The organism is Mucilaginibacter sp. P2_D11 (genome assembly GCF_056404435.1).
In genome coordinates, this window is sequence record NZ_JBFUEA010000006.1 from 369,154 (window position 1) to 383,148 (window position 13,995).

Annotated in this window: 14 protein-coding genes; 7 read left to right on the forward strand and 7 right to left on the reverse strand. The window is 49.4% G+C overall.

Going from position 1 to position 13,995, the window contains the following annotated elements; genetic code table 11:
• Positions 1-59: 59 nt before the first annotated feature.
• The 4 genes from AC1DXC_RS12000 (at position 60) to AC1DXC_RS12015 (ending at position 2,838) form a co-directional block, all read left to right on the forward strand.
• Complete coding sequence (locus AC1DXC_RS12000) at positions 60-410, forward strand: four helix bundle protein (protein WP_294944749.1); 351 nt, start codon at positions 60-62, stop codon at positions 408-410.
• 59 nt (positions 411-469) lie between these two features.
• Positions 470-1,816, forward strand: coding sequence for an argininosuccinate lyase (argH, locus tag AC1DXC_RS12005; protein ID WP_477459395.1), 1,347 nt, complete (start codon positions 470-472; stop codon positions 1,814-1,816).
• Positions 1,817-1,906: 90 nt separating this feature from the next.
• On the forward strand, positions 1,907-2,110 hold the full coding sequence (locus tag AC1DXC_RS12010; protein WP_191191717.1) for a YwbE family protein: 204 nt from the start codon (positions 1,907-1,909) through the stop codon (positions 2,108-2,110).
• Between the two features lie 38 nt (positions 2,111-2,148).
• The gene (locus AC1DXC_RS12015) at positions 2,149-2,838 is read left to right on the forward strand and encodes a DUF1345 domain-containing protein (protein ID WP_477459396.1); all 690 of its coding nucleotides are present in this window, start codon (positions 2,149-2,151) and stop codon (positions 2,836-2,838) included.
• 172 nt (positions 2,839-3,010) lie between these two features.
• Here AC1DXC_RS12015 and AC1DXC_RS12020 read toward each other — a convergent pair whose 3' ends face one another.
• From AC1DXC_RS12020 to AC1DXC_RS12035, 4 genes are all read right to left on the reverse strand, one after another.
• On the reverse strand, positions 3,011-3,928 hold the full coding sequence (locus AC1DXC_RS12020; protein WP_477459397.1) for a helix-turn-helix domain-containing protein: 918 nt from the start codon (positions 3,926-3,928) through the stop codon (positions 3,011-3,013).
• A gap of 196 nt (positions 3,929-4,124) precedes the next feature.
• The gene (locus AC1DXC_RS12025) at positions 4,125-5,021 is read right to left on the reverse strand and encodes an NmrA family NAD(P)-binding protein (RefSeq protein ID WP_477459398.1); all 897 of its coding nucleotides are present in this window, start codon (positions 5,019-5,021) and stop codon (positions 4,125-4,127) included.
• Between the two features lie 264 nt (positions 5,022-5,285).
• A complete protein-coding gene (locus AC1DXC_RS12030) occupies positions 5,286-6,605 on the reverse strand; it encodes an MFS transporter (protein ID WP_477459399.1) in 1,320 nt (439 codons plus the stop codon).
• Positions 6,606-6,812: 207 nt separating this feature from the next.
• The gene (locus AC1DXC_RS12035) at positions 6,813-7,442 is read right to left on the reverse strand and encodes a hypothetical protein (RefSeq protein WP_477459400.1); all 630 of its coding nucleotides are present in this window, start codon (positions 7,440-7,442) and stop codon (positions 6,813-6,815) included.
• 332 nt (positions 7,443-7,774) lie between these two features.
• Between AC1DXC_RS12035 and AC1DXC_RS12040 the strand changes: the two genes are divergently transcribed.
• The 3 genes from AC1DXC_RS12040 to AC1DXC_RS12050 all read left to right on the forward strand — a co-directional run bounded on the left by AC1DXC_RS12040 (position 7,775) and on the right by AC1DXC_RS12050 (position 11,281).
• Positions 7,775-9,061: a DUF2851 family protein gene (locus AC1DXC_RS12040; protein WP_477459401.1), complete on the forward strand. Its 1,287-nt coding sequence runs from the start codon at positions 7,775-7,777 to the stop codon at positions 9,059-9,061.
• Between the two features lies 1 nt (position 9,062).
• A complete protein-coding gene (locus AC1DXC_RS12045) occupies positions 9,063-9,284 on the forward strand; it encodes a PspC domain-containing protein (protein WP_133236895.1) in 222 nt (73 codons plus the stop codon).
• Between the two features lie 272 nt (positions 9,285-9,556).
• Positions 9,557-11,281, forward strand: coding sequence for a tetratricopeptide repeat protein (locus tag AC1DXC_RS12050; protein WP_477459402.1), 1,725 nt, complete (start codon positions 9,557-9,559; stop codon positions 11,279-11,281).
• Here AC1DXC_RS12050 and AC1DXC_RS12055 read toward each other — a convergent pair.
• From AC1DXC_RS12055 to AC1DXC_RS12065, 3 genes are read right to left on the reverse strand one after another with little or no spacing between them, the layout of a single operon-like run.
• Positions 11,278-12,210, reverse strand: coding sequence for a DUF72 domain-containing protein (locus tag AC1DXC_RS12055; protein ID WP_477459403.1), 933 nt, complete (start codon positions 12,208-12,210; stop codon positions 11,278-11,280). The genes AC1DXC_RS12050 and AC1DXC_RS12055 overlap by 4 nt on opposite strands.
• Positions 12,211-12,256: 46 nt before the next feature.
• On the reverse strand, positions 12,257-12,778 hold the full coding sequence (gene cysC, locus AC1DXC_RS12060; protein ID WP_477459404.1) for an adenylyl-sulfate kinase: 522 nt from the start codon (positions 12,776-12,778) through the stop codon (positions 12,257-12,259).
• 13 nt (positions 12,779-12,791) lie between these two features.
• Positions 12,792-13,913: a sulfotransferase family protein gene (locus AC1DXC_RS12065; RefSeq protein WP_477459405.1), complete on the reverse strand. Its 1,122-nt coding sequence runs from the start codon at positions 13,911-13,913 to the stop codon at positions 12,792-12,794.
• Positions 13,914-13,995: the final 82 nt, after the last annotated feature.

Consider the following 13,995-nt stretch of genomic DNA (forward strand, 5'->3'; position numbering starts at 1 on the left):
GGAGGTTCTTGTTTGAAATTCAGATTTACAATTTTAGATTTGTTGAAAACCTTATCAAAATGGACAAACAACAAATGCTTTCCCGCACTAAACAGTATTCTATAGCCAATGCCAGGCTTGTACTAAGCGTTCCTTTTAACATTGTAAATCGCAATTATTGCGATCAATTGGCCAGAAGTGCAAGTTCTACAGGCGCAAACTATCGGGCCGCATGTCGTGCAAAATCTAAAGCGGACTTTATAAATAAACTCAAAATTGTTGAAGAGGAATTGGACGAGAGTATGTTCTTCCTTGAACTACTTGTAGAGTTAAATCCGGAACTCAAAGAAAAAATAACACCTATATACAGGGAAGGCAACGAACTTCTTTCTATAATTGTAGCTGCAATAAATACGTTGCGTGGGAAGTAATTGAATAAGATTTTTGGTTGCTATAAATCTAAAATCGTAAATCTAAAATCGTAAATCGAATGAGTAAGCTCTGGCAAAAAACCACCAACGTAAACCAACTAGTAGAAAATTTCACCGTCGGCCGCGACCGCGAGCTCGACCGCGAAATGGCCGCTTTTGATGTGCTTGGTTCCCTTGCTCATACCACTATGCTCGAGAGTATCGGACTGATGAGTGCGGAGGATTTAGTCCTTGCACAACAGGAACTGAAAGCTATTTATGCCGATATCCAAAACAATAATTTTACCATTGAGGATGGCGTAGAGGATGTGCATTCGCAGGTAGAGATGCTGCTTACTCAGCGCATTGGCGATGCCGGCAAAAAGATACACAGCGGCCGCTCGCGTAACGACCAGGTGCTGGTAGACCTAAAGCTTTTTTTCCGCCATAAGATACAGGAAGTGGTTGAGGAGGTAGATAAACTCTTCCGCCAGCTGATAACACTCAGCGAACAGCACAAAGATGTTTTGCTGCCCGGCTATACGCATTTGCAGGTAGCTATGCCATCATCCTTCGGCCTTTGGTTTGGCGCTTACGCCGAAAGCCTTGCCGACGACCTGGAATTGGTGCTTGCCGCCTGGAAGATCACCAATAAAAACCCGTTAGGCTCTGCCGCCGGCTATGGCTCTTCGTTCCCTTTGAACAGGACCATGACCACCGAGCTTTTAGGCTTCGAAAGCCTTAACCATAACGTAGTTTACGCCCAGATGGGCCGAGGCAAAACCGAGCGTATCATCGCACAGGCCTTATCGTCGGTAGCGGCAACCCTGGCTAAAATGGCTATGGACCAGTGCCTGTACCTGAGCCAGAACTTCGCATTCGTAAGCTACCCCGAGAATTTGACTACCGGCAGCAGCATCATGCCGCATAAAAAGAACCCGGACGTGTGGGAAATTATGCGCGGTAAATGCAACCGTCTGCAGGCCCTGCCAAACGATGTAGCCATGATGACCACCAACCTGCCATCGGGCTACCACCGCGAACTACAATTGCTGAAAGAGCTGCTATTCCCCGCCTTTGCCGATTTGCTTAACTGCCTGCACATGGCCACCTTTATGCTGCAGAACATCAAAGTAAACACCAATATATTAGATGACCCCAAGTACGCCTACCTCTTCAGCGTAGAAGAAGTAAACCGTGCGGTATTGAACGGCACCCCTTTCCGCGATGCATACAAGCAAGTAGGTTTAGCCATAGAGCAGGGCGATTTTAACCCCGATATGAACATCCACCACACCCACGAAGGCAGCATCGGCAACCTGCAAAACGCACAGATAAGCGCCGCAATGGATAAAGTGCTGGGTAGCTTTGGGTTTGAGAAGGTGGAAGAGGCGATAGAGAAATTAGTCGGAAAGTCCGAAAGATGAAATCGGTGAAACGGCGAAGCCCTCTTGAGCACCGTTGAAAACATACACAAGCGAAAAATCAAAAAAATCATTTTAATCGGTGAAAAAACAATGAACGGACAAAACAGGGCAGACATTTACCCCGGCCTCGAAGTAGATATCATACTAAAGAAAGACCAGCGCAGCGGCAAGCTTACCCGTGGCATAGTAGAAAAACTGCTTACCAGTTCGGCTTTCCATTCCCGCGGCATAAAAGTACGTTTGGAAGACGGCCAGGTTGGCCGCGTTGCAGAGATAATTGAAGAGGATTTTTAATTTGTAACCGAAGCCAACTACTCACCACTCACTAAACAATGCAACCGGTAAAAGAACCCCAAAAATATTTCCTGCTTCGGCTTGATGCGCATTACAGGCTATATATCTCCTTGCTGATAGGCCTCGTGGCGTTCTTTTTTGCGCGGCATATCCAATCGGTGCCGGCTATTACGCTTATCGTTTGGATAGCGGTGGCCCTAAGTATCATCATTCTCGATTGGATAATCATCCTATGGGCGCACCCGCGCGAGATACGCCGTATAGCCAGCCTGGAAGATAGCAGCCGTTACCTTATCTTCATCTTCGTGATGACGGCCTCGCTGGTGAGCCTGGTAGCCATGTATCTGCTGCTCAAGTCGACAAAAGGGCAATCCGATGAAACCGTGAGCGGTTATATTGTTTTAGCGATGAGCGCGGTAGTAATATCGTGGTGGCTGGTGCATACCGTTTACACCATGCGCTATGCCCACCTTTATTATACTACAGACGGAGGAAAAAAAGCTCCACTTGGCGGCCTGGAATTCCCCGCAGATATGAAAGACCCCGATTACCTCGATTTTGTGTACTTCGCCTTCGTTATAGGCATGACTTTCCAGGTATCTGATGTGGTGATCACCTCGCGCCGTATCCGCCGCATCGTGTGGGCGCACGGGCTCATCGCATTTGCATTCAACACGGCTATTGTGGCATTGAGTATCAATGTGATATCGGGGCTGGTATCTAAGTAGGACCGTTGATTTTAATGACTACGCAGATGCCGCTGATTGTCTGGACCTTGATTGACTTGATTATAGGATGACTTGATTTTCGGAATCAAGAGAATCTCCGAATCCTATAAATCATGGTTCAGACAAACCATCAACGAAATCATTTAATCATTGAAATCAACGGTTCAGAGCATCAATTAAACGCCTGCCTAAACTCCAATGGCGACTGGCTTGTTTTTGTTTTGAACAGCTTACTGAACGATTGCGGATGCTCGAAGCCCAGCGCATAGGCAATTTCGCTGACGGATAAATTGGTGGTCGATAACTTTTCCTTCGCCCGCTCTATCAGATAATCATGTATGTGCTGCTGGGTGCTTTGGCCCGTCAGGCTCTTGAGCATGCCACTTAAGTAACCGGGCGATACGTTCAGGCTATCGGCAATGTATTGCACCGTAGGCAAACCCTCCTTAGCCAGGGCATCGTTGCCGAACCAGGCGGCAAGCAGTTCTTCCAAATGGTTAAGCGTGTTGTGGTTGTCAATTTTGCGGGTGATAAACTGGCGATGGTAAAAGCGGTCAGCATAGTTCAACAGTACCTCCAATTGGGCAACGATTATATCCTGGCTGAATTTATCGATATTGGAATGGTACTCCTGCTGAATGTTTTGGATGATGCCATTGATGATGCCCTCCTCCTTTTCCGACAGGAACAGCGCCTCGTACACCGAATAATCGAAATAAGCATACTTTTTGATGCTTTTGGCCAGCGGAGTGTTCCACAAAAAATCGGGGTGCACCAGCAGCATCCAGCCCGACTGGTTTATCACCGTATCCGCCTCCACCTCTATCTTCAGCACCTGCCCCGGCGACATAAAAAACATCACCCCAGCATCAAAATCAAAGTCCTGCTGCCCGTATTTCACCCGCGCATTGAAGCCTCGTTTCAACGCCATCGAATAAAAATCTTTGACGATACCCGCCTCGTTGGCCGGCAGCTGCTGCATCAGTGAAACATCTATCACGCTGATCAGCGGGTGCTCGGGCTTGGGCAAGCCCCTAAACTGGTGGAATTCGCTGATGGTTTTAAACCTGATGGGTTGCGGGGTTGGCATGGTACAATATAGGGTTAAATTTAAGCCTCATCCCAACCCTTCTCCAAAGGAGAAGGGCTTAGAAAGGTAACGTCATCTTGAACTTGTTTCAAGACCCCATCATAAAAGTAGCCACCGTGCTTAGCCGATTTGCTTACCGTTGACCTGCCGTGTGGGGGGGTTGAAACAAGTAATCAACATGACGACGGTGTTTTATTTACTCTTTAAACGCCGCCGCAAATTCTTTCGCATAATCGGCCATTTTTACTTTACCCATTACAGCCGGCCTGTTACGCACGTAATCTTCTGCTAACAAGCCGGTATGCAGGCTACCGAACATTTCTACCAGGCCTGCCGCGATAGTCGGGTTCATGCCCGCTGCCTTTAAGCCGTTCAGCATTTCTTCACTGCTGATGAGCACCCATTGCAAATCGGGTTTACCCATAGCTGCACCAATGATGCTTGCTGTTTGCGCGCCGGTAAGTTCTTCGCTGGCTACATAACGTATCTTGCGACCCGTGGCGTGTGCCGTCAATTCTTCGGCAACGGCGGCTGCAATATCAACCGGCGAAACCCAGGGTATCATATCGCCCACGCCGTAATTGGCAAATATGCGGTCCTGCGTTTTGATGCTATGCGTATGGGCAAACAGGTTATAGTAAAACGACGTAGGGCGCATATGGGTGATGCTTACACCGGCGGGCAGGGCGTTCAGTATCCCCTCTACATCGTGCGCGCCGATGAGTATGCCCGAGCCTTTCAGCAAATGCGCGCCGATGGTGCTCAGGTTTACTACATGCTTTACCCCGGCTTGTTTTATAGCAGCAGCATAATTGTGCCCGATGCCTTGATAATGCGCAAGCAGATCGAGGCTGTGGTCGAAATAGTTGGCCGGGGGCACCATGGTGTACACGGCATCGGCACCTGCGAAAGTTTCGGCAAGGAAACCGGTATCTTCCAGCGAGCCGATGGCTGCGCTTGCGCCGAGGGCTTCGATTTCCGCCTGCTTATCGGCCTTGCTGCTGATAACGGTAACGGCATGGCCCTGTATTACTAATTCTTGAGTAAGCGGCCTGCTGATGTGGCCCAGCGAACCTGTAACGATGATTTTCATTTTCCTAAGTGTTTTTGATAACACAAAGGTGGGCACTGGCCAAAGAGTGGGCGTAGCCGAATCTGCTGATGTTGTAGCCAGAACCGCTGATTTTGTCTGAACCGCTGATTTTAATGATTTTTGGATTTCGCTGATTGTCTGAACCTTGATTTACTCGATTAAGGGATTAAAGGATTTTTAAGAATCTTCAATAATCAAGCCCATCCTAAAATCAAGAAAATCAAGGTTCAGAAAATAATCAACGGAATCATTTAATCATTAAAATCAGCGGTCGTCCTCCTCTATCTTCGAATGCTTCTGCGTATCAACCATGGTGATATAAATCGCCAGCGATACCGCTATGCAAAGCGTAACATACCAGTAGAACCACTCCTGGTGGCCGGCGTTCTTAAACAGCAGGGCAACGTACTCCGCCGTGCCGCCGAAGGCCGATACCGCAATGGCGTAAGGGAAGCCAACGCCCAGGGCCCGCACGTGCGCGGGGAAAAGCTCGGCTTTTACTACGGCATTGATAGAAGTGTAATTGCTTACGATGAGCAGGGCCGCCATGATAAGCGCAAAGGCCGTCCACTCGTTTTTGGTATGGCCGAGGGCCATCATGATAGGGATAGTGGTCAGCGTACCCAATATGCCGAACAGCCTCAGCATCGGCTTGCGGCCAATCCTGTCGGAGATGTAGCCATACAGCGGCTGCACCAGCATAAAAACAAACAGCGTGAGGGTTGATACCAGCGTTGCCGTGTTCTTGCTGAAACCGCTGGTGTTCACCAAAAATTTCTGCATGTAAGTGGTGAAAGTATAAAAAGCCACCGTGCCGCCAAGCGTAAGGCCAATAACGGTAAGCACAGCTTTTGGGTGCTGCATCAGCGCTTTGATGGTACCGCGGTTGCTACGGTGCGCTTCGGTGGTCGATTTATGGGTAAACGCAGCAGGTTCGTGTAGGCTGCGGCGCAGGTACATGGTAATGATAGCCAGCGCGGCACCTATGCCGAAAGGGATGCGCCAGCCCCATAGCTTCAATTGGTCATCGGTCAGGAAAACGCGCTGCAGCAGCACCAGCACGCCCAGGGCAATCAGCTGCCCCATAATGAGCGTAACGTACTGGAAGCTGGAATAAAAACCGCGGTGCTTTTTGGCGGCCATTTCGCTGAGGTAGGTGGCGCTGGTGCCGTATTCGCCGCCCACGCTAAGGCCCTGAATAATACGGGCAAATACCAGCAATACGGGTGCGGCGATGCCGATGTGGTTAAAATCGGGTGTTACAGCGATAATGAGCGAACCCGCGCTCATCAGCAAAACCGACCAGGTGAGTGCTGCCTTCCGGCCATGCTTATCGGCAAAGGTGCCCATCAGCCAGCCGCCAAGGGGCCGCATCAAAAAACCGATGGCGAATATGCCGGCGGTATTCAAAAGCTGTACGGTTTGGTTCGCCTTCGGGAAGAATGCATCAGCAAAGTAAAGCGAGAACGCAGAGTACACATACCAATCGTACCACTCCACCAAATTGCCGAGCGAACCGCCTACGATAGATTTGATGCGGCCTGCGGTGGTGATTGGCGTATGTGCGGTGGCTGGTGATGTCATGTTGGTAAAGCAGTGATTTCACAGGCAAGATATAAATTTAATTCTGAACCATGATTTGCGGGATTCACGGATGACCATGAGGAGGACTCCATGGAATCTTTAAATCCTTCTGAACCATGATTTGTGGGATTAGAGGATGACCATGATAAGGACGATAAGGAAATCCTTTAATCCTTCAATCAGGCAAATCATGGTTCAGAAGCAGGCCTACGCTTTTGCTTTTCGCATTTTTATATGAGCAAAATCCGCCGCCTTTGTAAAGTATTCCAACGCTAGAATCAATAACGTAGGCGCGATAAAGTTCACCTTTTGGATGCCCGGCAACAACTCCCAATTACTGGTACCCCATAAGTACACGCCGTAGTAAAAAACCAAAACAGCGGTTACGCAGAGGAATTTAAAAAAACGAAGTTTTGTTTTCAGGATGATAGCCGTAATAACGATGATGCCGGTCCAAAACAGAGTGGTCGAAACAATCAACATGGAATCGTGCAGGGAAGGTATTACGGTCAAAAAGGTGAAAAGAATATTAGCCAATCCGGCATACGTCAGGATGTAGCCGGCAATTTTATCCGGTATTTTCTTCGCCATATTGATGAAGAAGATGGCATAACTGATAGGGAAAAGCACCATCGCCAGGCATGCCCAAAGCCTTGATGTGTTGTCGGCACCGTTCAACGCTTTTGCTGCGAACAGGTTACTGATAAAGTTGTGTGCCCAGCTAAACCCAATGGAGTCTTGGTCCACCCGGGAACCGCCGGGGTAAACTGATACGGCTATCGCCGCGACGATAGAAGATATTACAATACCTATCAGGACGGAGTACTTCTTAATCATTTGCTAATCGTGTTGGGTTTTATGGTGTCAATGAGAGTAAATTCATGCTGCATTGTTACAGCTTATTTTGTTGGCGAAAAAACAAGGGGCAAATTGCCTACACCCACTCCTATCACCGAATACGTTTTTGCATCCGGGCCGCACCTGTGCAATAGGTTTCGGCGGCCTGCGATAATACCGTCCGAAAAAAATTGCCGAAGCTGTAAAATTGACCCTTTTTTATGGCTATTGTGGCAAAAACACGGAAATTTTCGACAGTATTTTTGGCAAAAACCAGCATAAAATCTCCGACGCGGATTTGCATTCGGCGGTATTGTTAATTACCTTGTCACATGCTTTTCACCGAAGATTTTCTGCACTACGTTTGGAAGTTCCGCCTGTTCGACAGGCTGGATTTGCGTACCACCGAGGGCGAAGAGCTGGAGATTTTTTCGGCAGGGCAGCATAATACCCACGCCGGCCCCGACTTCCAGAACGCCCGCATCCGCATTGGAGATACTACCTGGGCCGGCAACGCCGAACTACACATCAGCTCGTCCGACTGGCAACGCCACGGGCACACCACCGATGGTGCCTACGACAATGTAATCCTGCATGTAGTTTATATTGATGACCAGCCTGTTACGCTTGAAAACGGTCGCCGTGTGCCCACGCTGGAATTAAAAAACCGCATCAGTGCGGATCTTTACCAGCGTTACCATAACCTTGTTTTCGGTAACCAAACTATCATCCCCTGCGAGGCCAGCATTGGCCGGGTAGATCCGCTCACCATGCAAAACTGGCTCACCCGCGTGCTGGTAGAACGCCTGGAAAAACGCGCAGAAACGGTAGATGCTACTTTAGCCCTCAACCGTGGCGATTGGGAGGAGACCTTTTACCAATACCTGGCGGCAAACTTCGGCTTTAAAACCAATGCGTTACCCTTCGAGTTGCTGGCAAAATCTCTGCCGCAGAATATCCTCGCGAAGCATAAAAGCAACCCGCTGCAAATAGAGGCGCTGATATTCGGCCAGGCCGGATTTCTGGAAACCGAACCCGCAGACGAATACCCGCGCAACCTGAAAAAGGAATACGATTACCTGCGCAAGAAATTCAGCCTTGCACCTGTGGAAAACCACCTTTGGAAATTCCTGCGGATGCGCCCGCAAAACTTCCCTACCGTTAGGCTGGCGCAGTTTGCCGCGTTGGTGGTGCAAAGCAGCCACCTGTTCTCCAAAATATTAGAGATAAAAGAAGTGAAAGACCTGCGCAAGTTATTTGCCGGGATAGAAGTAAACCCCTATTGGGAGAATCATTACCGTTTTGATAAGGAATCGCCGCCTGCGGCCAAGCATTTTGGGCAGGCATCGGTAGATACCGTATTGCTTAATACGGTGGCTTTATTCCTGTTCAGTTACGGCAAGCACATGCAACAGCAATATTACATTAGCCGGGCTTTAAAGCTTTTAGAAAATATTCCCGCTGAGAATAACCATGTTACGCAAGAATTTGCTACCTTAGGGGTAAATATATTCACCGCATTCGAATCGCAGGCGCTGCTGGAGCTAAAAAACAATTATTGCGATTATAAGAAATGCCTGCACTGCGGCGTTGGAATAAAAATATTAAAACCAGTCTGATATGTTACAACGGATCATCACCTTTTTCGAGCGCTACTCTTTCGGGGTATGCACTTACCTGGGCGAACGTTTCAACGTGTCTATCGCCAAAATAAGATTATTCTTTATCTACTCGTCCTTCCTGGCGGTAGGTTTCCCATTGATATTCTACTTCTTCGCCGGCATCGTATTAGATTTCCGCAACTACATCAAACGCAGCCGTACACGTGCTGCGGATATGTAAAGCCGGATGTGCAGATGATTTCATTTTGTTATTTCGAACCAAGCGATAACGAGGAATGGCTCTCTCTTGAACGCAGTGAAAAAATCTTTTAGACATGCAAGGTATCAACTTCGCAAAATGAGCTTTGCATCAACAACAAGGTTTCTCTGTCGCCCCATCGCGCTTCCCTCCCCCTGCTCTATCGATGACAAATAGGGAAAGATTTGATTATTCACCTCCCCTCCAATCCAAACTTAAAAGCTTAAATTGCAGTGCCTTAAAACGTCGCCGCAATGAAACTTAAATACATGCTGATCCTAAGCGCTGCATTGGCAACTGCTTTTATCACAGGGCAATCCTTCTACCCTGGTCGTCAACAGAAAAATGCACCAATCAAGTGGTACAGATACCCCCAGGTGCGTGCAAGCGTTTGCATGCCCTTATTTACCGACGCCGATACTGCTGTAAATATCCCCGCACTGAAGGGCTGGGGCAATTATAAATGGAACGTAAGCCAGGCGACGGACAGTGCGCAGTTCTACTTTAACCAGGGCATCAACATGTACTATGCCTTCCATTCGGTAGAGGCAATCGCCTCCTTCGAAAAGGCAACCCGCTTAGACCCCAATTGCGCAATGGCCTGGTACGGCAAATCGCTGGCTATGGGTCCAACCATCAATTACCCAAATGGCTATGCGCCACCAACCGGTGCCTACGAGGCATCGGTAAAAAGTAAGCTTTTGATGGCTGCCTGCACCCCGCTGGAAAAAGACCTGATAACCGCCATGCAGCAACGCTACAGCAGCGATACCAGCATCAGCGTAAGGCAGCTGAGGATAAACTATGCCGCTGCCATGAAACAGGTTTACGCCAAATACCCGGGTAATGCCGATGTGGTAACCTTATATGCCGATGCCCTGCTGCTATTGCATCCATGGGACCTCTACAATCACGACCTCAGCCCAAAACAGTGGACCGCAGAAATACGTGGACTGCTTGAAAAAGCACTGGCCCTTTCGCCGAACCACCCCGGCGCAAACCACTACTACATCCATACCATGGAGGCATCTGCAACGCCACAGCTGGCCTTAAAAAGCGCGCACGTGCTGGATACCTTGATGCCGTTGGTCTCTCATGTTACGCACATGCCATCGCACATTTACATCCGCACCGGCGATTACAGCCGGGGGATAAAAGATAACATCGCCGCAGTGAACGGTTACCATAACTATGCTAAACAATACAGCCCGGCTACTGGTTGGGTGGTGCTGTACGAATTCCATAATACACACCTTAAAATAAACTGTGCGCAAATGGGCGGCGACTATCATACGTCGAGCACAAGTTCCGATTCGCTGCAAGCACTGGTAAAGCCCTTTTTAGGGGCAAAAGAAAATTTCATACAATACGTTTACATGCAGCCCGCCATTACCGATGTACGCTTTGGCCGCTGGGACGACGTATTGAAGCAAAAACCTGCCGATACGCTGGCTTATGCCGATGCCTTGCTCCATTTTGCAAAGGGCCTGGCCTGGTGCAGCAAAGGCGATGCTAAAAAAGCAACTGCCGAACTATTAAAGATGGAAGCAAAAATGCAGGATGCCACTTTAAAGATACCCGTAGATAACTTCAGTACCGCTTTTGAGGCTGCCGGGGTTGGCAAACTGATACTGCAAGGCATAATAGCGCAAACGCAGGGCAACTATACCAGCGCTTTTACCCTGCTCCGAAACGCTGTAGCTACCGAGGATAAACTTATTTACAACGAGCCGCGCGACTGGCCCCTCCCTGCAAGGCAGTACCTGGCCAACGCGCTGTTGAAAGCCAGGCGTTACCCCGAAGCAATCACAGTACTCAACAAAGATTTGGTGATAAACCCCAACAACGGTTGGGCCTTAACGGGATTGCAGATAGCTTACCAAAACACCGGTAATACGGTAGCGTTGGCCAAAACCAACAAGAAGCTAAAAAAGGCCTGGGACATAAAAGACACCGAGATAACCCGACCAGTTTTTTAAAATAGCTGAGGTGCGCCTGAAAGGCCGTCGTCTTTACTGATAAACGTTGGCCGTAACAGGTTAGTGCCCAATCGTTGGTTCAGCTTATCTATCACATAATCGCATAGTTCGGGGCTGTAGCGTTCATCGTGCTGATGCATAAAGAACCAAACGGATTGCAGGCCCAGTTCTTTCCATTCCATAATGCGGTCTACCCACTCGTCGCAACGGCTGTAATCGGTTGGGTGCAGGCTGTTACCCACAAAGCGGATAAAAGCATGCGGCGTGGGTAGCATCATGTGCAGGCAATCGCGGCGGCCGCTGGCATCGGTTAGTATGCTGCCGATATTTAGCCGCCTGAACATACTGAAAACGGCTTCTTTGTTCTCGGGAACGGCAAACCAGTCTTTATGCCTAAGTTCCACAAATACGGGCACATCAGTAGGCAGGCTTTCCAGGTAGGCAGTCAACTCGGGCAGGCTTTTGGGCGTATAATTATCGCTCAGTTGCAAAAACAGCGGTCCCAGCTTATCGCCGAAGGCCATAATACCTTCGTAATAAGCAGTGGTAATCTCCTCGGCATTCTTCAGCCTGCGTATGTGGCTGATGCTTTGCGAAAACTTGGGGCAGAATTTAAAATCGGGACTGGCATCGGCTTTCTCCTTCCATTTACTGATGGTGGCGGGGCCGTAGGTTTGGTAAAAAGTAGCATTAAGCTCTATGCAGTTGAAGTGCTTTACGTACTCATCTAAAAAGTTCGCGTCCTTGGTTTTGGGCGGATAAATTTTGCCTACCCATTCTTTACGGCCCCATTTGGCGCAGCCCGCGCGTACTTGCAAGGGCTGGGTTGTGCCGGCGTTGCGCAGGGTTTCCAACGTGAAATCCGGATTGGGCGGCAGGGTAAAATCTACCAGGTTAAGTTGCTCTTCGGGTACGCGGCCAAATTCCATATTGCTATAATTTTTGGCAAGATAAGCAGATTTAGAATTCGACGGCTTATTTAATCGAAAGAATAAACGCCAGCAGCTTTTGCGCCGATGCATCTTCCGTTTCGCTATCGGTGTGGATAATTAAATGTGGATTTGCAGGTGCTTCGAAGGGGTCGTCCACGCCGCTGAGGTTGTTTATTTTATCCGGATGGCCCGCCGGGAGCATGGCTTTATGATATAATTGCTTAGTATCGCGCTGTATTAATACGTTTAAGTTGCAGCTGATGTGTACGGTCATAACGTTGCTGTAGGTGGCGTCAATTTCCTGCCGGATATCCTCGTAGGGATTAATGGCGCAAATGATAGGGATAACGCCGTTCCGCGCAAGCACATCAGCCACGAAAGCGAGCCTACGGATATTCTCGTTGCGACCTGCACGGGAGAAGTCGAGGTCGGCACAGAGCTTTTTGCGGTACGTATCGCCATCTATTACTTCGCATTTCAGGCCACGTTCCATCAACAAACTTTTAACCTTATTGGCTATGGTGGTTTTCCCCGCGCCCGATAATCCGCAAAACTGAATAATCATTTTAGCCGATGGTTTAAATAAATAATTTGTACTTCATCCTAAGCCATACCTTGCGGAATAAACTTACCTCGGGCAATTGGTAGCCCAGCTTAGCGACCTGCCTGCCCAGGTAAGCGGCAATCAATTGTTGTTCGTCGCCGTTCAGCACCTCGCGGACCGGGCCATCGGCCTTTCGTATCTGCCCCGGTGCGGCCCCCTCCGTAAAAGAACTATTGGCATCCGCAGGTACTCCCGCTACCGTGGTCTGTTGTAAAATGGACAGGTTTTTGATACCCAGGAACGCCGCCATACGGGCCATTGCCTTTTCCGGCTCATCGCATAATTCCTCGTATTGCACCAGCAAATAAGCAGGGTTGTTTAAGGCAGCTTCGCGATGCGCGATACGGTAAGACGCCTTCAAATCGCGCAGGGCGCTGCTGAGCGCCGCCCCCGGTTCCATTACTTTGCGCGAGGCGATGGTACCCAGCGGATGGCGCACAACGTGGATAATGCGCGCATCGGGTGCTTCCTGCCGAATGCGGGCAAGGAAACGCTCATTGGTAGGTGTTTTATCCACCCAATAAGCCGCCGAAAGTGCGTTGTTGCAAGCCGCATAAGCCATCGCAATCGCCACATGGGGCCATTGCGTGCCCGGCTTTTGCTCCAGCGCCCGCCACCAGCTAAGCAGGTAGCGTGCAAAATCCACATACGGCGACGCTTCGCCCTTGCTGCGGCCCAAAAGCCAATAAGGCGGCTGGTTGATGGGGTTCGCCAGCCGCCGCAGCCATTCGGTGCCGAGGTGGGCCGCCCATTTATCGGCAGGCAATTGTTTTAGCTGTTGTTCCAGATTGGTGTAAAATGTGCCCTCGGACGGTAATACATTAAGGCTGGGGTGCCCATCCAACAGATTGCGTACCAGCGTAGTGCCACTGCGGTGCACCCCACAAATAAATACAGGTTGGGTGGCCAGGTTGAGTCCATCCTCCACCTGTTGCTTGCAAAGCGGCATAGGGCCCAAACGTTCGGCTTCTGCCCATACGAGGCCTGACCAGCCCTTAGCCGCCTCCAGCAAAGTCGTCGGCGGGCTGCCTGTCAGCCGTTTTGGGGGCAACAGGGTATTAAGCTTCTCTTCGGCTGCTATAATTTGGGCGAGCATTGCGGAGGTTGGGATTTATAGGCAATACTCTAAAAACGTAAAAAGGGTTGCGCGAGGGCCATTATTTTGCCTTTGCGTAACC